Source organism: Microbacterium sp. KNMS (assembly GCF_053851835.1).
Genome location: NZ_JBSQBP010000013.1, coordinates 73,087 through 93,144 on the forward strand (window position 1 = coordinate 73,087; position 20,058 = coordinate 93,144).

Below are 20,058 nucleotides of genomic sequence, written 5' to 3' on the forward strand. Positions count from 1 at the left end.
CTCGTGCGCGGTAATCTGAACCGCATACATCAATGTGAGCGCTCACATCCGCGGTCATGGACGCGTCGAGGAGGACAGATGTCGGATGCAATCGCGCAGGCGTCGCTCGGGATCGAACTGGGGTCGACCCGCATCAAGGCGTGCCTGGTCGCACCGGACGGAACGACGCTCGCGACGGGCGGCTTCACGTGGGAGAACCAGCTCGTCGACGGGCTGTGGACGTACTCGCTCGACGACGTCCGCGCGGGCGTGCGCGCCGCGTACCGCGAGCTCGCGGAGAGCGTCGAGCGCGACCACGGCGCGAAGCCCTCGACCTTCGCCGCGATCGGCGTCTCCGCGATGATGCACGGCTACCTCGCGTTCGACGCGGAGGGGGAGCTGCTCGTGCCGTTCCGCACGTGGCGCAACACGAACACGGGGCCCGCGGCGGCTGAGCTCAGCGAGGCCTTCGCCTTCGCGATCCCGCTGCGCTGGTCGGTCGCGCACCTCCACCAGGCCGTCCTCGACCGCGAGGAGCACGTGCCCCGCGTGCACGCGATCACGACCCTCGCGGGCTACGTGCACGAGCTGCTCACGGGGCGCCGCGTGCTCGGCGTGGGCGACGCGTCGGGGATGTTCCCCATCGACACCGCGACCGGCACGTACGACGCGACGATGCTGAGCACCTTCGACCGCCTCGCCGCCGAGCACGGCGCGGAGGGGCTGCGGATCGCCGACGCGCTGCCCGAGGTGCTGAGCGCGGGCGAGGACGCCGGCACCCTCACGGCCGACGGCGCCGCTCTCCTCGACGAGTCGGGGGCGCTGCAGCCGGGCATCCCGCTCTGCCCGCCCGAGGGCGACGCGGGCACGGGCATGGTCGCCACCGGCGCCGTCGCCCCGCGCACGGGCAACGTCAGCGCCGGCACGAGCATCTTCGCGATGGTCGTCCTCGAGGAGGGTCCGCGCACGCCGCACGAGGAGATCGACATCGTCACGACCCCCGCGGGCGACGCGGTCGCGATGGTCCACTGCAACAACGGCGCGAGCGAGCTCAACGCCTGGGCGGATGTCCTCGGCGAGTTCGCGACGGCGCTCGGCCATCCGTCGGCGCCCGATGCGGTCTTCGAGGCGTTCCTCGGCACGGCGCTCGAGGCCGAGGCCGACAGCGGGATGCTCGTCTACAACTTCCTCTCGGGCGAGCCCATCGCGGGTCTGACCGAGGGACGGCCGATGTTCGTGCGCACGCCCGACGCGCGACTGACCCTCGCGGGCTTCGCGCGCGCGCAGCTGCAGGGCGCGTTCGCCACCCTGAGCCTCGGCATGCGGACGCTCACCGACGAGGGCGTCGCGATCGAGGAGATGCGCGCGCACGGCGGCATGTTCCGCACGCGCGGCGTCGCGCAGCGCATCCTCGCGGCCGCCATCGGCGCCCCCGTCTCGGTCGCCGAGACCGCGAGCGAGGGCGGGGCCTGGGGGATCGCGGTCCTCGGCCAGTACCGCCGCGCGGTCATCGACGGCTCGGCTTCGGGCCGCGACCTCTCGACCTGGCTCGACGAGGAGCTCTTCGCGAGCGCGTCGGCCGAGACCATCGTCCCGGAGGCGGTCGACGTCGCCGCCTTCGACACCTACCTGCAGCGCTGGCGCGCGGGGCTCGCGGCCGAGGCGGCCGCCGTCTCCGCCGTGTCCGCGTCGCCTGCCGACTCCTGAGAGCGAGGAACGACATGACCGACTTCAGCCCCGAGGTCCAGGCCTCGATCGACCGCGTCCGCGCCGACGTCGCGAAGCTCCACGGCGAGCTCACGCGCTACGGCCTCGTCGTGTGGACCGGCGGCAACGTCTCGGGCCGCGTGCCCGGCGCCGACCTGTTCGTCATCAAGCCGTCGGGTGTGAGCTACGACGAGCTCGCGCCCGAGAACATGATCCTGTGCGACCTCGACGGCGACGTCATCGAGGGCACCCCCGGCTCGGAGCGCAGCCCCTCGAGCGACACCGCCGCGCACGCATACGTGTATCGGAATATGCCCGAGGTCGGCGGCGTTGTGCACACGCACTCGACCTACGCCGTCGCGTGGGCCGCCCGCGCCGAGCCCATCCCCTGCGTGATCACGGGCATGGCCGACGAGTTCGGCGGAGAGATCCCGATCGGGCCGTTCGCGGTCATCGGCGACGACTCGATCGGCCGCGGCATCGTCGAGACGCTGCGGGGGCACCGCTCGCGCGCCGTCCTCATGCAGAACCACGGCCCCTTCACGATCGGCAAGGACGCGAAGGACGCCGTCAAGGCGGCGGTCATGGTCGAGGATGCCGCGCGCAGCATCCACATCGCCCGCCAGCTGGGCGAGCCGGTGCCGATCCCGCAGGAGAAGATCGACCACCTCTACAACCGCTATCAGAACGTGTACGGCCAGACGCCGCAGGGAGGCATGAACCGATGAGCCGCAGCATCATCCCGGATCTCGCACAGCACGAGGTCTGGTTCCTCACGGGGAGCCAGCACCTCTACGGCGAGGAGACGCTCCGCCAGGTGGCCGAGCAGTCGCAGCAGGTCGCGCAGGGCCTCGTGGACTCGCCGGATGTCCCGGTCCGAGTGGTCTGGAAGCCCGTCCTCACGGGATCGGACGAGATCCGCCGCATCGTGCTCGAGGCCAACTCCGACGACAACGTCATCGGCCTCATCGCGTGGATGCACACGTTCAGCCCCGCGAAGATGTGGATCTCGGGCCTGAACGCGCTCCAGAAGCCGCTCCTCCACCTGCACACGCAGGTGAACGTCGACCTGCCGTACGCCGACATCGACTTCGACTTCATGAACCTCAACCAGGCCGCGCACGGCGACCGCGAGTTCGGGTACATCGAGACGCGACTCGGCATTCCGCGGACGACCGTGGTCGGCCACGTGAGCGACCCCAAGGTCACCGCGCGCGTCGGCGTGTGGGCGCGTGCGGCTGCCGGCCGCGCGGCCGCGCAGGGTCTCAAGCTCGCGCGATTCGGCGACAACATGCGCTTCGTCGCCGTCACCGAGGGCGACAAGACCGAGGCGGAGATCCGCCTCGGTGTGCAGGTCAACACGTGGGGCGTGAACGATCTCGTCGAGGCCGTCGACGCGGCGAGCGAGGCCGACGTCGACGCGCTCGTCGACGAGTACCTCGAGCTCTACGACGTGGCCGAGGAGCTGCGCCCGGGCGGGGAGCGCGCCGAGTCGCTGCGCTACGGCGCGAAGATCGAGCTCGGCCTGCGGTCGTTCCTCGAGGCGGGCGGCTTCAGCGCGTTCACGACGTCGTTCGAGGACCTCGGCGGTCTCCGTCAGCTCCCGGGTCTCGCCGTGCAGCGTCTGATGGCCGACGGCTACGGCTTCGGTGCTGAGGGCGACTGGAAGACCGCGGTCCTCGTGCGCCTCGCGGCCGTCATGGGCGCGGGCCTCCCCGGTGGCGCGAGCCTCATGGAGGACTACACGTACCACCTCGAGCCCGGCAACGAGCTCATCCTCGGTGCGCACATGCTCGAGGTCAGCCCGTCGCTCACGACGGCGAAGCCGCGCCTCGAGGTGCACCCGCTCGGCATCGGCGACCGCGAGGACCCCGTGCGCCTCGTCTTCACCGCCGATCCCGGCCCGGCCGTCGTCGTCGCGATGAGCGACCTGCGCGACCGCTTCCGCCTCGTCGCGAACGTCGTCGAGAACGTCGAGCTGCCCGCGCCCATGCCGAAGCTGCCGGTGGGGCACGCGCTGTGGAAGCCCGCGCCCGACTTCCACACCTCGGCGGCCGCGTGGCTCGCCGCCGGCGCCGCGCACCACACGGTGATGTCGACGCAGGTCGGCGTGGAGGTCTTCCGCGACTTCGCGAAGATGTCGGGCGTCGAGCTCGTCACGATCGACGACGACACGACGCTCGCCGGCTTCGAGCGCGAGCTGCGCTGGAACGCCGTCTACTACCGCGTGGCCCAGGGGCTCTGACCCGCACCGCACCGCGACCATCCGGACCCCGCGCCCTGCTGTGAGGGCGCGGGGTCCTGCGCGTGGGCCCGGTGGGGCGCTGGTGGGGGGGTGATGGCGGTGGGGTGTTGGCGGTGGGGTGCCCGTGTCTCGCGAGGTGTGGTTATCGGGGCGCGATTCCGGCGCCGCGTGAGACATGGGCGCCTTGGTGGGGTGTGCGTGTCTCGCGGGGTGTCGTTATCCGGGCACGGTTCCGGCGCCGCGTGAGACACGGTGTCCTGGCCTCGAGAACAGCGGGCCTGAGCCCGAGAAACAAGGGCCGTCGCAGGCCCCGGTGGGTGCAAGATCACGATCTGATGAATCTCGATTTTGTCCCCCATTTGGGGGACAAATGCAGTATCGTGTTCGCAGACGTCCCTCTCGGTCGTCCAGCCCTCATCGCTATCCCCCCTAGCCGATGAGGGCTGATTCTTTTCCTGGCCATCTGCCGACCATCTTCGTCATTCGGCGGATGGCCCTATCCATTTCGGCTCGACTCCCGTAGCGTGGGCCTCGGTCGGCGCGAAATCTGCATCGGCACCCATCAAGAAGAACGGCAGTACATGAGCACGCAAGGCACCGTCAAGTGGTTCAACTCGGAGAAGGGCTTCGGCTTCATCGCTCCTGACGAGGGCGGCTCTGACGTCTTCGCGCACTACACCGCGATCAGCGCGAGCGGCTACCGCTCGCTCGAAGAGAACCAGCGCGTGGAGTTCGAAATCGCCCAGGGCCCCAAGGGCCTCCAGGCGGAGAACATCCGCCCGCTGTAACCCACAGCGTTCGAAGGGCCCGTGCGACCAGCTCGCACGGGCCCTTCCGTCTGCCCGGACGGGCCGGCGGTCACGCGCTCGCGCGGTCGTGGTCCGCGAGCGCCTTCGCGTCCTCGGCATGGCGGATGGCGCGGCGCGCGTCGTCGAGAGCCTCCACCGGGTCGACGGTCTGCCGCGCCTGGGCGAGTTCCGCGCGGGCGGCGTCGAGTCGCACCCGCGCCTCGAGCGACGCCCCGTGGCCGACCGCGGTCTCCGCCCGGGCGAGCGCCGAGCGTGCGGCGGCCAGGGTGCCGGGGAGGGCGCTGCGCGCGCCGAGCAGCCGCTGCTGCGCCGTGCGGGCATCCGCGAGGGCGATGTCGAGACGGTCGCGCAGACGGGCGACGCCCTCGTTCGTCGCGACGGGCCGGCGCTCCGCCTCCGCGCGCAGCCGATCGAGCTCGTCGGCCGCCCGCTCGATCTCGCGCCCGAGGCGCTCGGCATCGGATGGCTCGAGCGCCGCGCGGATGCCCGTGGCCGAGCGGATGGCCGCGGCTGCGGCGTCGAGCTCGCCGCGCACCGCCTGCGCCGCCTGCAGCACGATGCGGTGGCGCTCTTCGAGCGCGCGCGACCGCTGCTCGGCCGTGCGGAGTCGGCGCTCAGCCGCCGCGAGGTCGTCCAGGGCCGATCGGGACGGGTCCTGCGCGGCTCGCTCCGCCTCGTCGAGGAGGCGACGAGCATCCTCGAGCGCCGCTCGGGCGTCGTCCGCCGCGCCCGCGGCGTCGTCCCATTCCGACCGATCGGCGCGTGCCGCGAGGTCGTCGAGGAGCGCCGTGGGGTCGCCCATCCGCTCGGTGACGCCCGCGAGGCGCTCGCGGGCGGACGCCACCTGCTCGGCCGCTGTGACGTGCGAGGCGATCCAGGCGCCGTGCTCGCCGCGTGCGGCCTCGACGGCCTGCAGCGCCCTGTCGAGGCGCGCCGTGAGGGCGCGTGCGGCTCGGCGGACGCGTGCGGGAAGCTCGGTCGACTCGCGCAGCGCGCGGTACTCGCCGAACGCATCGTCGCGCGTGTGCTGCGCGGTCATGCGCGACCGGCGCAGCGTGGGCGGCGGGTCGCCGCCGTACAGGGCTCCCGAGAGCTGCAGCTCGAGCTCGAGCTCGTCCACCGCGTCGTCGAGCGCGACGAGCTTCGTGCCGACGCCGTCCAGGGCGGTCGCCGCCCGTGCACGCGCCCGGCGACCCCGACGGGAGCGCTTGACGATCCACACCGTCAGCACGACGACGAGCGCGGCCCCCGCGAAGACCGCGAGTGCGGGCAGGACCCACGCCAGGACGGTCTCGAGCTCGATGTCGAAGTCGTCGAACACGGCGGCGGGCTAGGCGGCGTCGGACTGCTCGGACAGGAGAAGCGGGCGCAGCTGGTCGATGTCGTCGACGACCGCGATCGCGCCCTCCTCCTCGCCCGGGGTGCCGAAGCCCCATCGGACGAAGATGACGGGAACGCCGTGCTCCGTGGCGCCGTCGACGTCGTGGTGGCGGTCGCCGATGAGCACGGGGTGCGACGTGTCGACCCCCGCCTCCTTCAGCCGCTCGAGGGCCTTCGCGAGCACGGTGGCCTTCGTGTCGAGTGAATCGGCGTCGGAGGACGCGCCCGTGATCGAGGTGAAGCAGCCGGCGAGCCCGTAGTGCTCGAGGATCGCGATCACCTGGTTCTCGGGCTTCGTGCTCGCGGTCGCCTGCGGAACGCCCGCCGCGTTCACGGCGTGGATGAGGTCGGCGACGCCGGGGTACAGCGCGACCGACTCGGCGTAGCCCTCGCGCGCGGCGAGCTCGCGGTAGCGCGCGACGGCGTCGACGGCCTCCTCGGGGCTCAGCATGCCGCGCACCTGGAACGACTCGAGCATGGGCGGGCCGATCCACGCCGACAGCTCGTCGGGGCCGGGCGGGGTCCGACCGAGGTCGGTGAGGACCTGCGTGATGCGGGGGAGGATCCCGGCGGATGCGTCGGCGACGGTCCCGTCGACGTCCCAGAGGATGCAGGACCAGGGGGAGATCTCGGACGCCATGCTCCCCACCCTATCCGCGGCGCGTCGCCGTCGACGGCGTCCTTGCCGGATCGCTGCGCGCCGCGTGACAGCGACGTCGCTCTCGTGCTTGTCTCACCCCATGCACGATGACTCCGCCCTGATCGCGAGCCGCATCGCCCGCACCTACCGTGATCGCATCGCCCCGGCCATCCGCGCCGAGCACGCGCCGATCGAGGTCGATGCGTGGGAGGCGCCGGACGAGCCGGTGCCCTTCGCTGCTGTGCCGCGCGACGGCTTCAGGCCGATCGCATCGGGTGATGCGTGGGGGCGCCCGTGGGGCACCACCTGGTTCCGCGTGCGCGCGGAGGTGCCGAGCGGATGGCGCGAGCGCGCGCAGGCGGGGACGCACGACATCGAGCTCGTCGTGGATCTCGGGTTCATCCCGGGGCAGCCCGGCTTCCAGTGCGAGGGCCTCGTCTACACGCCGGACGGGAGCGTGCTCAAGGGACTCGAGCCGCGCAACGACTGGGTCGCCGTCGATGCGGCAGCCGCGCACGTCGACGTGCTCATCGAGGCGGCCTCGAACCCCGACGTGGGGTCGGACTGGGAGTTCCGCCCGACGGCGCTCGGCGACAAGGCGACCGCGGGGAGCGACCCCCTGTACCGCTTCGGGGGCGTGCGCCTCGTGCTGCGCGATCGCGAGGTCGCGGCGCTCGAGCGCGACTGGTCGACGCTCGAGGGTCTCCTCGCGGTGCTTCCCGAGCGGTCGACGCGGCTCGCGGGCCTGCTCCGCGCCCTCGAGCGGGCCTCCGACGCCCTCGACCCGGACGACGTCCCGGCGACCGCGGCGCTCGCGAGGGAGAGCCTCGCGCCCGCGCTCGCCGCGGCATCCCCCGCCTCGACGCACCGGGTCGCGGCCGTCGGCCATGCGCACATCGACTCGGCGTGGCTCTGGCCCGTGCGCGAGACCATCCGCAAGTGCGCGCGGACGTTCTCGAACGTGCTCGACCTCATGGACCGCTACCCCGACTTCGTGTTCGCGGCGTCGTCGGCGCAGCAGTACGCGTGGATGAAGGAGCACTATCCCGAGCTCTTCGCGCGCATCCGCGAGCGCGTCGCCGAGGGGAGGTGGGCGCCGGTGGGCGGCATGTGGGTCGAATCCGACACGAACATGCCGGGCGGCGAGGCGCTCGCTCGCCAGTTCGTCGCGGGCAAGGGGTTCTTCCTGCGCGAGCTGGGGGTCGAGACGACCGAGGTGTGGCTGCCGGACTCCTTCGGATACTCCGGTGCGCTGCCGCAGATCGTCGCGGCATCGGGATCGGAGCACTTCCTCACCCAGAAGATCTCGTGGAACGAGACGAACGTCATGCCGCATCACACCTTCCTGTGGGAGGGCGTCGACGGCACCCGCGTGTTCACGCACTTCCCTCCTGTCGACACGTACAACTCTGACCTCGGCGCGGTCGACCTCGCGCGCGCCGAGCGCCAGAACGCCGAGCGCGGGATCAGCGATCTGTCGCTCGTGCCGTTCGGCTACGGCGACGGCGGGGGAGGGCCCACGCGCGAGATGATCGAGACCGGCCTCCGCAAGCGCGACCTCGAGGGGTCGCCTCGCGTCGACTTCCTGCGCCCCGACGCCTTCTTCGCGCAGGCCCGGGCGGGCCATCCGTCGCCGGCGACGTGGTCGGGCGAGCTCTACCTCGAGTTCCACCGCGGCACGTACACGTCGCAGGCGCGCACCAAGGCGGGCAACCGGCGCAGCGAGCACCTCCTGCGCGAGGCGGAGCTGTGGGCGACCGTCGCGACCGTGCGGCACGGGGCGCCGTACCCGGCCGATGCCCTTCGCCGCGCATGGGAGACCGTGCTCCTGCAGCAGTTCCACGACATCCTGCCCGGCTCGTCGATCGCCTGGGTGCACCAGCAGGCCGAGGAGAACTACGCGCGCGTGGCCGACGACCTCGAGGCGCTCATCGCCGACGCGCTCGACGTGCTCGGGGGCGACGGCGACGAGGAGGTCGTGTTCAACGCGGCGCCCATCGCGCTCCACGGGGCGCCGGCGCTCGCCGCAGCGCCGACACGAGCGGATGGCGCGCGCTCATCCGTGCGCGAAGCCGACGGCGGGTACGTGCTCGAGTCGGACGCCCTCCGGGTCGTGATCGACGCCGACGGCGAGATCGTGTCGTTCGTCGACCGCCGAGCCGGTCGCGAGGTCGTGCCGCCCGAGGGGCGCGGCAACGTGCTGCAGCTGTTCCGCGACACCCCGAACCAGTGGGACGCGTGGGACATCGACCACCACTTCAACCGCACCCCGCTCGCGCCCGCCCGCACCGCGGCCATCCGGATCGAGGAGGACGCGGTCGTCGTGGAGCGCGAGGTGGGGAGGTCCTCCGTCGTGCAGCGCCTGCGGATCGCGCCGCACGGCGCCGCGCTCGACATCGAGACGACGGTCGACTGGCACGAGCGGCAGAAGCTCCTCAAGCTCGCGTTCGACGTCGACGTGCTCGCCGACACGGCGGCGTCGGAGATCCAGTTCGGACACATCCGCCGCCCGATCCACGCCAACACGTCGTGGGACGCCGCGCGGTTCGAGACCGTGGCGCATCGATGGCTGCACGTGGACGAGCCCGGCTTCGGCGTCACCGTCGCGAACGACCGCGTGTACGGCCACGACGTGACACGCCGTGCGCGTGCCGGCGGGGGCGGCGCGACGCGCGTGCGGGAGTCGCTGCTGCGGGCGCCGGTGTTCCCCGACCCCGAGGCCGACCAGGGCGTGCACGTCTTCCGCCATGCGGTGTCGACCGGCGGGATCCTCGACGCGGCGGCAGAGGGCTACCGGCTCAACCTGCCCCCGCGCATTCGGCGCGGTCGCCTCGTCGAGCCGATCGTGCGGATCGACGGAGCGCCCTCGATCCTCGTCGAGGCGGTCAAGCTCGCGGAGGACGGGTCTGGGGACGTCGTCGTGCGCCTGTACGAGGCCCGCGGGGCGCGTGCCTCGGGCCGGCTCGTGCCGGGGTTCGCGGTCGCCGATGCGCGGCGGACGGACCTCCTCGAGCGCGCGCTGGAGTCCGGGTCGGGCGACCCACTTGCTCTGGAGCTGCGGCCGTTCGAGCTCGTGACCCTGCGCCTGCGCCGGGCCTAGGGGCTGGTCCTTCTCGCCGCTTGCGGACTGCGGCCGTCCTTGTTCAGGTCGCAGTTGGCGTCGGTATCGGCCGGTTTGTGGCCGCGAAGTGCGACCTGGGTGGGGGACGGGCTGTTCAGGTCGCAGTTGGCGTCGGTATCGGCCGGTTTGGGGCCGCGAAGTGCGACCTGGGCGGAGGACGGCCTCAGAACAGTCGGGGGACGCCCGACTCGATGCCCTTCATCTCCTCATAGTCGAGGGTCAGGCAGCGGATGCCGCGGTCCTCTGCGAGCACGCGGGCCTGCGGCTTGATCTCCTGGGCAGCGAACACGCCCTGCACGGGTGCGAGATGGGGGTCGCGGCCGAGCAGCTCGAGGTACCGCGTGAGCTGCTCGACGCCGTCGATGTCGCCGCGGCGCTTCACCTCGACCGCGATCGCGACGCCGGCCGAATCGCGCACGAGGAGGTCCACGGGCCCGATCGCGGTGGGGTACTCCCGGCGCACGAGGGTCGCGCCGGTTGCGATGAGATCGACCTGCTCGGCGAGCAGGCGCTGCAGGTCGGCCTCGACGCCGTCCTTGATGAGGCCGGGGTCGACGCCGAGGTCGTGCTGCGTGTCGCTCAGCACCTCGTGGATGCGCACCGTCAGGGCGTCGCCGGTCTTCTTGTGCGTGACCTTCCACACCTGCACGACCCCGGCCGAGGCGAGCTCCTCATCCGGCTCGACGACGTCGAGACGGCAGGGCGGGCTCATCCAGTTCAGCGGCTTGTACGAGCCGCCGTCCGAGTGCACGAGCAGGCTCCCGTCGCCCTTGTGCATGAGCACGCGCGCGGCGAGCGGCAGATGCGCATTGAGTCGACCGGTGTAGTCGACGGAGCAGCGGGCGATGACGAGACGCACCGCACGAGCCTAACCGTCAAGATGGCCTCTGGAGCGCCTCAAGATGCATGCCGCTGAGGGCATTTCCCAGCTTTTCGGCAGGATCACGCGGATCGGCACCTAGAATGGAGGGAAACCCCGCACCTGACCCGCCGCGCGCGACGAGCCAGAGGAGATGCCTATGCTCGTGCTCCTGGCGATGTTCGCGGGCGGAGCGCTTCTGCTCCCGGTTCTGGCGAGGTGGCTCGGAGCGCGGGTCTTCTGGGTCGCGGCCCTCTTCCCTCTCGCGGCGCTCGTGCATGCGGTGGTCGTCTCGCCCCGTGTGATCGACGGCCCCATTCCGTTCGAGTCATACACCTGGATCGGGCCGCTCGATGTCGCGCTCTCGATGCGGATGGACACGCTGAGCTGGGTCATGACCCTGGTCGTGACCGGCGTGGGCGCCCTCGTCATGCTCTACTGCCGCGTGTACTTCCGCGGCAAGACCTCGGGTCTGGGCCGCTTCTCGGCGGTGCTGCTCGCGTTCGCGGGGGCGATGTACGGGCTCGTGCTGACCGACGACGCCGTCATGCTCGTCATGTTCTGGGAGATGACGAGCATCCTCTCGTACCTCCTCATAGGGCACTACCACACGCGTGCGGCGAGCCGCCGTGCGGCCCTGCAGGCTCTCCTCGTGACGACGCTCGGCGGCCTCGTCATGTTCGTCGGCGTCGTGATCCTCGTCGTGGTCGCGGGCACCACGAGCCTGTCGGGCATCCTCGAGCTCGCGCCGACCGGCCCGCTCGTCGATGTGGCGCTCGTGCTCCTGCTCGTGGGCGCCGTCAGCAAGTCGGCGCTGTTCCCCCTGCATTTCTGGCTTCCCGGTGCGATGGCCGCGCCGACTCCGGTCAGCGCCTACCTCCACGCCGCCGCCATGGTGAAGGCGGGCATCTACCTGCTCGCCAGGTTCGCCCCCGCCTTCGCCGAGAGCGACCCCTGGCGCCCCGTGGTCGTCACGCTCGGCGTCGTGACGATGATCCTCGCCGGCGTCCAGGCGCTGCGCGAGACCGACCTCAAGCGCATCCTCGCGTTCGGCACGGTGAGCCAGCTCGGCTTCATCTCGACGGTGATCGGCTTCGGCGCGCGAGACACCGCGCTCGCGGGCATCGCGCTCCTCCTCTCGCACGCGCTGTTCAAGTCGGCCCTCTTCCTCGTCGTCGGCGTGATCGACCGTCAGCTCTCGACGCGCGACATCGACGAGCTGAGCGGCGTCGGCCGTCAGGCGCCGACGATGGCGGCCCTCTCGATGGTCGCCGTCGCGACGATGGCCGGCCTACCACCGACCCTCGGGTTCGTGGCGAAGGAGGCCGCCTTCACGGCGCTCCTCGACGAGGCGCTTGCGGGCGACGTCTGGGGTCTCATCGCCCTCGTCGGCGTCGTCCTCGGATCGGCGCTCACGCTCGCGTACGGCATCCGCTTCGTCTGGGGCGCGTTCTGGACGAAGCGCGACGCGAGCGGCGCGGAGCGGGAGCAGACGCACTGGCCCGATCCGCCGCTCGGGTTCCTCACGTCGCCGCTCATCCTCGCGTCCCTCGCGCTCGCGGGCGGGCTCGTCGCACCGCTCCTCGACGACGTCCTGTCGGGCTATGCCGACACCGCCCTGGGCGACGGGCACTACCACCTCGCGCTCTGGCACGGTCTCGAGCCCGCGCTCCTGCTGTCGCTGCTCACGATCGTCGCGGGCGCCGGCGTCTTCTGGGTCGCGCGCCGCACCGGCTGGGATGCATCGGGCCGCGTCCTGCGCATCCAGGCGGCCGACGTCTACTACGCGACGACCCGCACGGTCGACCGCCTGTCGGTCGCGGTGACCTCGCTCACCCAGCGCGGGTCGCTGCCCCTGTACGTCGGGACGATCTTCGTCGTGTTCGTCGCCGCGGAGGGGACCGTGCTCCTCGCCGGCCACGAGTGGCGCGTCGCGCTCGACGCGTGGCAGCACCCCGTGCAGCTCGCCGCCGCACCGCTCATGATCGCCGCGGGCATCCTCGCGGTGCGCGCACGGAAGCGCTACACGGGCGTCGTGCTCGTCTCGGTCACGGGGCTCGGGATGGTCGTGCTCTTCGCGGTCGAGGGCGCTCCCGACCTCGCGCTCACGCAGGTGCTCGTGGAGGCGATCACCCTCATCGCCTTCGCGCTCGTGCTGCGCCGACTGCCGTCTCGGCTCGGAAGCCACAACGACTCGGTGGCCCCCGTGGCGCGCGCCGTCCTCGCGATCGCGGTCGGCATCACGATGGCGGTCGTGGCCGTCCTCGCCTCGAGTGCGCGCATCCACGAGCCGATCTCGACGGCGTGGGGCGAGATGGCCTACGAGATCGGCCACGGCCGGAACATCGTGAACGTCGCCCTCGTCGACCTGCGCGGGTGGGACACGATGGGCGAGCTCTCGGTGCTTGTCCTCGCGGCGACCGGCGTCGCGTCGCTCGTGTTCGTCACGCACCGCTCCGACACGCTGCGCTCGACGACCCGGAAGCTCCCGCGGGCCGCGCGCAAGGCGGGCCGCACACGCCCGCTCGTGGAGACGACGGATGGGATCCGCACGGAGACGAGCGCCAACCGCGACCGGCCGCGCGCGTGGCTCGTCGGCGGACAGCGGATGAGCCGCGAGGCGCGCTCGATCCTGCTCGAGGTGATCGTGCGCATCCTCTTCCACACGATCATCGTCGTGTCGCTCTATCTGCTCTTCGCAGGCCACAACCTGCCCGGCGGCGGATTCGCGGGCGGGCTCGTCGCCGGCATGGCGCTCGTCATGCGGTACATCGCCGGCGGGCGATACGAGCTCGGGGTCGCGGCGCCGGGCGACGCCGGCCAGCTGCTGGGCATCGGGATGGTGCTCGCAGTGGGGACCGCGGTCGTGCCGCTGCTGTTCGGACTCGACCCGCTCACGCGCGGGGTCTGGGAGGCCGATCTGCCGCTCGTCGGCCACGTCGAGTTCGTCACGTCGACGATCTTCGACATCGGCGTCTACCTCGTCGTCATCGGGCTCGTGCTCGACGTCCTGAGGAGCCTCGGCGCCGAGGTGGACCGCCAGCTGCGCACCGAGAAGGATGCCCAGGAGCAGACGGCGGTGACCCGATGACCACCTCGTTCACGCTCATCGCGATCATGGCCGGCCTGTACGCAGCGGGTGTCTACGCGATGCTCGAGCGGAGCCTCACGCGCGTTCTCATCGGCTTCCTGCTCCTCGGCAACGCGACGAACCTCCTGCTGCTGACCGTCATGGGGTACCCCGGGGTCTCGCCGTTCTACGGCGACGACGGGCCGCAGAGCGATCCGCTCCCGCAGGCCCTCATGCTCACGGCGATCGTCATCACCTTCGCCGTGAGCGCATTCCTCCTCGCGCTCATCTACCGGTCGTGGCAGCTCGGCCGGGCCGACACGGTCGAGGACGACGAGGAGGACCTGTCGCTGCGCGAGCGCGCGATCCAGACGGAGGACGTGCTCGAGGTCGAGGAGGAGGACGCGGAGACCGGCGACGAGTCGGTCACGGACTTCGTCGGGGTCGCCGCGTCGCCCATCACGCTCCTGCACGCGGCGGATGCCCCGGGCCTGCAGGATGACGCCCCCGTCGACATACCGGATTCGGAATACAGACGCCGCGCCGATCAGGACGACCGAGGGGAGGAGAGCCCGTGAGCAACCTCGTGCCGCTCCTCGTCGCCATCCCGCTCCTCGGGGCGGCCCTGACCCTCATCTTCGGCCGTCGGCGCCGCCTTCAGGTGACGCTGTCGATCCTCACGCTGAGCGTGACGTTCGTGCTCGCGGTCGTACTCCTCATCGCGGTCGACCTCGGCACGCCGCTCGCGGTGTCGGTCGCCGGATGGCCGCTGCCGTTCGGCATCGTCCTGTACGTCGACCGGCTCGCGGCCCTTCTCGTCGCCGTGTCGAGCGTCGTGCTCCTCGCCGTCCTCCTCTTCTCGGTCGGCCAGGGCGCGGCGGACGGCGACGACGAGACCCCCGTCTCGATCTTCCACCCGTCGTATCTCATCCTCGCGGCGGGCATCTTCAACGCCTTCATCGCGGGCGACCTCTTCAACCTCTACGTGGGGTTCGAGATCCTGCTCGTCGCGTCGTACGTGCTCATCACGCTCGGCGGCACGAAGGCGCGGATCCGCTCGGGCGTCGTCTACATCGTCGTGTCGCTCGTGTCGTCGATCCTCTTCCTGTCGTCGATCGCCGTGATCTACGGCGCGCTCGGCACCGTGAACATGGCGCAGATCGCCGAGCGGATGGTCGAGCTCCCCTCCGACGTGCAGCTCGTCATCCACGTGCTGCTCGTGCTCGCCTTCGCGATCAAGGCGGCCGTCTTCCCGCTGTCGTTCTGGCTGCCCGACTCGTACCCGACCGCGCCGGCACCGGTCACGGCCGTCTTCGCGGGCCTCCTCACCAAGGTGGGCGTGTACGCGCTCATCCGCACCGAGACCCAGCTCTTCCACGACTCCGACATCAACGCGCTGCTGCTCGTCGTCGCCCTCGCGACGATGCTCGTCGGCATCCTCGGCGCCGTGGCGCAGGCCGAGCTCAAGCGCATCCTCTCGTTCACGCTCGTGAGCCACGTCGGCTACATGATCTTCGGGCTCGCGATCGCGACCGAGGAGGCCGTCGGGGCGACGATCTACTACATGGTCCACCACATCGTGGTGCAGACAACCCTCTTCCTCGCGGTCGGCCTCATCGAGCGCCGCGCGGGGTCGACCTCGATCCTCAAGGTCAAGGGCCTCTTCGCGGCGGCGCCGCTGCTCGCGGCGCTGTACTTCATCCCCGCGCTCAACCTCGGCGGCCTGCCGCCGTTCTCGGGCTTCATCGGCAAGTTCGCCCTCTTCGAGGCGGCCGCCCGCGTGGGCACTCCGCTCATGTACGTCGTCATCGCGGGCGGCATCATCACGTCGCTGCTCACGCTGTACGCCCTCATGCGCGCGTGGAACCTCGCGTTCTGGCGCGAGGAGGAGGACTCGACCGAGACCGAGGCCCGCATCTCGCACCTCTCCGACGCCCCCGCGGCGGGTGTGCAGACCGAGCGCCGGGTCATCCCGCGGATCATGACGACCGCGACGGTCGGGATGGTCGCGGTCACGGTGGGCCTGACCGTCTTCGCGGGCCCGCTCTACGATGTCTGCGAGCGGATCGGCCAGTCGCTGCTCGAGCCGATCTCGCTCGTCCAGCTCGAGGACGTGGAGGGCGGAGCATGAGCCCGGCAGCTCCCCGCACGCTGCTCAGCCGGGTCTGGCGGCAGCTTCCGTTCTTCGTCTGGCTCGTCGTGCTCTGGATGCTGCTCTGGGGCCAGTTCACGCTGCTCGCCGCGGTCACGGGCCTCGTCATCGCGCTGTTCGTGACGACCGTGTTCCGCCTGCCGACGGCCGAGCTCTCGGGACGCGTCAACATCTGGTTCGGCGTGGTCTTCGTCGTCGTCTTCCTCGCATCGCTCGTCCGCGGTGCGCTCACCGTGGCGTGGCAGACCCTGACGCCCGGGCAGCCCGGCGCCGCGATCATCCGCGTCCCGCTGCGCATCGACGACGACCTCGTGATGACCCACACCGCGGTCGCGACCTCGCTCATCCCCGGATCGCTCGTCGTCGAGGCCGATCGCGAGAACCGCGTGCTGTACCTGCACGTGATCGGCGTCCGCTCGGCGGCGGATGTCGAGAGCCAGCGTGCGTCCGCCCTCCGCTGGGAGGCGCGCGCCGTGCGCGCGGTCGGCTCGCGCGAGGATGTCGCGCTCATCCGGGGCGGCGCCCCTGCCGTCGAGGACCGCATCGCGCAGGGAGGCGCCCGATGAACCTGCTCGTCATCGCCATCCTCGCGGTCTTCGCGATCGCTGCCGCGCTCACGATCGTGCGGATGGTCGTGGGCCCGTCGATCCTGGATCGCGCGGTCGCGAGCGATGTGCTGCTGAGCATGGTGCTGTGCGTTCTCGGCGCGGAGGCGGTCATCAACCAGCACACGCGCACGCTGCCGATCATGCTCATCATCGCCGCGATCGGCGTCTTCGGCTCGATCGCGGTGGCCCGCTTCGTCGCGCGGAAGGAGCAGGACCGATGAGCGGCGACGAGATCCTCGACACCACGGCCCTCGTTCTCGTCCTGGTGGGGGCGCTGCTGTGCCTCACGGCCGCGATCGGCCTCCTGCGCTTCCGCGACGTGCCCTCGCGCCTTCACGCCGCGACGAAGCCCCAGGTGCTGGGGCTCCTCCTCATCGCGATCGCGGCCGCGCTGTCGCTGCGGTCGTGGGCGGCCGTGGCGATGCTCGTGCCGATCGTCGTCATCCAGATGGCGACCGCGCCGCTCTCGGCGCACATGGTCGGCCGCCAGGCGTACCGGAACAGGACGATCGACGAGGAGAGCCTCTTCGTCGACGAGCTCGCCGCCGACGCCGGTTCGAGCGACGAGCTCGCGAGCCCGCCCCACCCGCGAGACTAGCGCTCGTCGTCGAGGCTAGTGCTCCGTGCGCGGGTCTCGACGCCCGGGGCTAGTCTCGATGGAACCGGCCTCGGGAAGACGGCCGGGGGTCAGCTGGCGAGTGCGTAGCCGAAGGCCGAGGCGACGCCCGCGTTCGTCACGGAGCCGCCGAACACGTTGAGCCCCTTCGCGAGAGCGGGGTCGGCCTGCGCGGCCGCGTGCCAGCCGCGGTCGGCGATGGCGGCGATGTAGGGCAGCGTCGCGTTCGTCAGGGCACGCGTCGACGTCTCGGGGACGGCGCCGGGCATGTTCGCGACGCAGTAGAAGAGGCTGTCGTGCACGGGGAACGTCGGGTCGTCGTGGGTCGTCGCGTGCGAGCCCTCGAAGCATCCGCCCTGGTCGATCGCGATGTCGACGAGCAGCGATCCGGGCTTCATCGCGGCGACCATCTCGTCGGTGACGAGCTTGGGGGCCGCCGCCCCGGGGATGAGCACCGATCCGATCACGAGGTCGGCGCGCTCGAGCGCCTCCCCGATCGCGTACCGCGTCGAATGCCGCGTCTGCAGGGCTCCGCCGTACCGGTGCTCGAGCTCGCGCAGGCGCGGCAGGCTCACGTCGATGACGGTGACCTGCGCGCCGAGGCCGAGCGCACTCGCCGCGGCATGCTCGCCCGCGACACCGCCGCCGATGACGACGACCTCGGCGCGCGGGGCGCCGGCGATGCCGCCGAGCAGCATCCCCCGGCCACCCTGCGGCCGAGTGAGGTGATAGGCGCCGACCGCGATCGAGAGGCGTCCGGCGACCTCGCTCATGGGCGTGAGGAGCGGGAGCGACCGGTCGGCGAGCTGCACCGTCTCATACGCGACGGACGTCGTTCCGGCCGCCATGAGCGCGTCGGTCAGCGGCTGGTCGGCGGCGAGGTGGAGGTAGGCGAACAGCGTCAGGTCATCGCGCAGGTGGCCGTACTCCGAGGCGATCGGCTCCTTGACCTTGACGAGCAGCTCGGCGTCGCCCCACACCGTCTCCGCGTCCGAGACGATGCGGGCGCCCGCGGAGCGGTAGTCGTCATCGGAGAAGTGCGATCCGGCCCCCGCGCCCGCCTGCACGAGCACCTCGTGACCGCGATGGACGAGGGCGTCGGCGCCCGCCGGCGTGAGGGCCACGCGGTTCTCGTTGTTCTTGATCTCGGTGGGGATTCCGATGCGCATGGTGGGGCTCCTGGTCTCCGTCGACGGCGCGCGGCCTCGTGAGCCGCTCTCCTTCGATGCTCGCAGGATCATCGCCCGAGGTCATCCGGTCCCGAAGATCCTTCGGAAAGAGAGCGGATGTCGCTACGCTTTCGTCCATGGATGGCCCCGGACGCGACCCGCGATCGAAGGATGTTCGAACCGAGCGGCTGGACGACCTCGATGCCCGCATCCTCGCCATCCTCGAGCGCGAGGGGCGCATCACGAACGCCGACCTCGCGGCGGCTCTCGACATCGCGCCCTCGACCGCTCACGCCCGCATGCGCTCGCTCGTCGAGCGCGGCGTCATCACCGGCTTCCACGCCAGCGTCGACCAGGAGCGCCTCGGCCGCGGCCTGCAGGCGATGGTCGGCGTCACGCTGCGCCCCGGGTCGCGGCACGACAGCATCGTCGCGTTCGCCGACGAGGTGCGGCGCCTGCCGCAGGTCGTGCAGCTGTTCTTCATCGGCGGCGCCGACGACTTCCTCGTCCACATCGCGGTCGAGCGCGCATCGGACGTCCGGCAGTTCGTCGTCGACCATCTCTCTGCGCAGCCGTCGGTCGCGACCACGCGCACGAGCATCATCTTCGAGTACCACCGCAACGCCGTGGCAGCGCCGTTCCGCTGACTCGCTCGGACGGCCATCCTGTTGCGCTCTGTGTCGCCTGGTTGGCGGGTCGGCGGCGCGTCTGCCTACCGTGGAATCCCTGCACCCGAGGAGCTTCACATGGCATTCCGCATTCGCACTCTGGCACCCCTCGCCGTCGTCGGCCTCCTGGCCGTTGCCGGCTGCGCCTCCGGTGGCGGCGACGCCGCCGAAGAGCCCGCCGCGGAGACCCGCGGAACCGAGGCCGACCCGGTTCAGCTCGGCGTCGTCGGCGCGAGCGAGCCCTACTGGGCCGTCTTCGAGGCCGCGGCCGAGGAGGAGGGCATCTACGTCGACATCGTCGACTTCACCGAGTACACGCAGCCCAACCCCGCGCTCAGCGAGGGCGAGCTCGACATCAACCAGTTCCAGCACATCCTCTACCTCGCCGATCACAACGTGGCCACTGGCGACGACCTCCAGCCCATCGGCTCCACGGCCATCTACCCGCTCGGACTGTACTCGCAGAAGTACGACAGCGTCGAGGACATCCCCGAGGGCGAGACCGTCATCGTGCCGAACGACACGACGAACCAGGCCCGCGGTCTGCTCGTCCTCCAGTCGGCGGGCCTCATCGAGCTGAAGGATGGCGGCAGCCCCTTCTCGACGCTCGAGGACGTCGAGGAGGGATCGCGCGTGAAGGTCGAGGGCCTGGACGCATCGCTCATCGGCACGTCGCTGCCCGATGTCGCGGCCGCGATCATCAACAACGACTTCCTGCAGAACGCCGGTCTCACCGGCGAGGACGCGATCGCGTCGGACGACCCGTCGGACCCCTCGGCGCTCCCGTACGTCAACATCTTCGCGACGCGCGCCGAGGACGTCGACGACGAGGTGCTGAACAAGCTCGTCGAGATCTACCAGACCAACCAGGACGTGCTCGACGGCGCTCAGGAGAGCGCGAGCGGCACGGCCGAGTTCGTGCAGACGCCCAAGGAGGAGCTCCAGGCGTCGCTCGAGGAGGTCCAGGAGCAGGCGCAGAGCGCCGGCTGACCGACCCCGCCGCGTTACGATACGCGGGTGGCCCGAGGCCGCCCG

17 protein-coding genes are annotated in these 20,058 nt (G+C 71.3%); 13 read left to right on the forward strand and 4 right to left on the reverse strand.

Going from position 1 to position 20,058, the window contains the following annotated elements:
* The first annotated feature begins 78 nt into the window (after positions 1-78).
* The 4 genes from ACWXWW_RS09875 to ACWXWW_RS09890 all read left to right on the forward strand — a co-directional run bounded on the left by ACWXWW_RS09875 (position 79) and on the right by ACWXWW_RS09890 (position 4,719).
* Positions 79-1,686 (forward strand): xylulokinase, encoded by a 1,608-nt coding sequence (locus ACWXWW_RS09875; RefSeq protein WP_455969778.1) that lies wholly within the window; start codon positions 79-81, stop codon positions 1,684-1,686.
* A 14-nt stretch (positions 1,687-1,700) separates the two neighbouring features.
* Entirely contained in the window at positions 1,701-2,414 is a 714-nt protein-coding gene (locus ACWXWW_RS09880) for an L-ribulose-5-phosphate 4-epimerase (protein WP_282978295.1), read from the forward strand.
* Positions 2,411-3,931 carry an L-arabinose isomerase gene (gene araA / locus ACWXWW_RS09885; RefSeq protein ID WP_271172471.1) on the forward strand — a complete coding sequence of 507 codons (1,521 nt, stop codon included), beginning with the start codon at positions 2,411-2,413 and terminating at the stop codon, positions 3,929-3,931. Before ACWXWW_RS09880 ends, araA begins: the two co-directional genes overlap by 4 nt.
* Before the next feature lie 581 nt (positions 3,932-4,512).
* Positions 4,513-4,719: a cold-shock protein gene (locus ACWXWW_RS09890; protein WP_271172470.1), complete on the forward strand. Its 207-nt coding sequence runs from the start codon at positions 4,513-4,515 to the stop codon at positions 4,717-4,719.
* Between the two features lie 70 nt (positions 4,720-4,789).
* On the opposite strand, the gene ACWXWW_RS09895 is transcribed toward ACWXWW_RS09890, so the two are convergent.
* Positions 4,790-6,061 (reverse strand): hypothetical protein, encoded by a 1,272-nt coding sequence (locus tag ACWXWW_RS09895; protein ID WP_455969779.1) that lies wholly within the window; start codon positions 6,059-6,061, stop codon positions 4,790-4,792.
* Between the two features lie 9 nt (positions 6,062-6,070).
* A complete protein-coding gene (locus tag ACWXWW_RS09900; RefSeq protein ID WP_455969780.1) occupies positions 6,071-6,760 on the reverse strand; it encodes an HAD hydrolase-like protein in 690 nt (229 codons plus the stop codon).
* A gap of 100 nt (positions 6,761-6,860) precedes the next feature.
* Here ACWXWW_RS09900 and ACWXWW_RS09905 point away from each other — a divergent pair, with 100 nt between their 5' ends.
* Positions 6,861-9,860, forward strand: coding sequence for an alpha-mannosidase (locus ACWXWW_RS09905; RefSeq protein WP_455969781.1), 3,000 nt, complete (start codon positions 6,861-6,863; stop codon positions 9,858-9,860).
* 184 nt (positions 9,861-10,044) lie between these two features.
* On the opposite strand, the gene nucS is transcribed toward ACWXWW_RS09905, so the two are convergent.
* Positions 10,045-10,740, reverse strand: a complete 696-nt coding sequence (gene nucS, locus ACWXWW_RS09910) for an endonuclease NucS (RefSeq protein WP_455969782.1) — start codon at positions 10,738-10,740, stop codon at positions 10,045-10,047.
* A 160-nt stretch (positions 10,741-10,900) separates the two neighbouring features.
* Between nucS and ACWXWW_RS09915 the strand changes: the two genes are divergently transcribed.
* The 6 genes from ACWXWW_RS09915 to mnhG are packed head-to-tail and all read left to right on the forward strand — an operon-like array spanning position 10,901 to position 17,168.
* Entirely contained in the window at positions 10,901-13,831 is a 2,931-nt protein-coding gene (locus ACWXWW_RS09915; protein ID WP_455969783.1) for a Na+/H+ antiporter subunit A, read from the forward strand.
* Positions 13,828-14,388 (forward strand): Na(+)/H(+) antiporter subunit C, encoded by a 561-nt coding sequence (locus tag ACWXWW_RS09920; protein ID WP_271172462.1) that lies wholly within the window; start codon positions 13,828-13,830, stop codon positions 14,386-14,388. Before ACWXWW_RS09915 ends, ACWXWW_RS09920 begins: the two co-directional genes overlap by 4 nt.
* Positions 14,385-15,941 (forward strand): Na+/H+ antiporter subunit D, encoded by a 1,557-nt coding sequence (locus ACWXWW_RS09925; RefSeq protein ID WP_324013406.1) that lies wholly within the window; start codon positions 14,385-14,387, stop codon positions 15,939-15,941. The genes ACWXWW_RS09920 and ACWXWW_RS09925 overlap by 4 nt, the downstream gene beginning before the upstream one ends.
* Positions 15,938-16,528 (forward strand): Na+/H+ antiporter subunit E, encoded by a 591-nt coding sequence (locus ACWXWW_RS09930; protein WP_455969784.1) that lies wholly within the window; start codon positions 15,938-15,940, stop codon positions 16,526-16,528. Before ACWXWW_RS09925 ends, ACWXWW_RS09930 begins: the two co-directional genes overlap by 4 nt.
* Complete coding sequence (locus ACWXWW_RS09935) at positions 16,525-16,791, forward strand: monovalent cation/H+ antiporter complex subunit F (RefSeq protein ID WP_455969785.1); 267 nt, start codon at positions 16,525-16,527, stop codon at positions 16,789-16,791. Before ACWXWW_RS09930 ends, ACWXWW_RS09935 begins: the two co-directional genes overlap by 4 nt.
* The gene (gene mnhG / locus ACWXWW_RS09940; protein WP_271172458.1) at positions 16,788-17,168 is read left to right on the forward strand and encodes a monovalent cation/H(+) antiporter subunit G; all 381 of its coding nucleotides are present in this window, start codon (positions 16,788-16,790) and stop codon (positions 17,166-17,168) included. The genes ACWXWW_RS09935 and mnhG overlap by 4 nt, the downstream gene beginning before the upstream one ends.
* 89 nt (positions 17,169-17,257) lie before the next feature.
* Here mnhG and ald read toward each other — a convergent pair whose 3' ends face one another.
* Positions 17,258-18,355: an alanine dehydrogenase gene (gene ald, locus ACWXWW_RS09945; RefSeq protein ID WP_271172453.1), complete on the reverse strand. Its 1,098-nt coding sequence runs from the start codon at positions 18,353-18,355 to the stop codon at positions 17,258-17,260.
* A gap of 137 nt (positions 18,356-18,492) precedes the next feature.
* On the opposite strand from ald, the gene ACWXWW_RS09950 reads away from it, so the two are divergent.
* Together ACWXWW_RS09950 and ACWXWW_RS09955 are read left to right on the forward strand one after the other, a co-directional pair.
* Complete coding sequence (locus ACWXWW_RS09950) at positions 18,493-19,002, forward strand: Lrp/AsnC family transcriptional regulator (RefSeq protein ID WP_271172452.1); 510 nt, start codon at positions 18,493-18,495, stop codon at positions 19,000-19,002.
* 99 nt (positions 19,003-19,101) lie between these two features.
* Positions 19,102-20,013 carry a MetQ/NlpA family ABC transporter substrate-binding protein gene (locus tag ACWXWW_RS09955; RefSeq protein WP_455969786.1) on the forward strand — a complete coding sequence of 304 codons (912 nt, stop codon included), beginning with the start codon at positions 19,102-19,104 and terminating at the stop codon, positions 20,011-20,013.
* Positions 20,014-20,058: the final 45 nt, after the last annotated feature.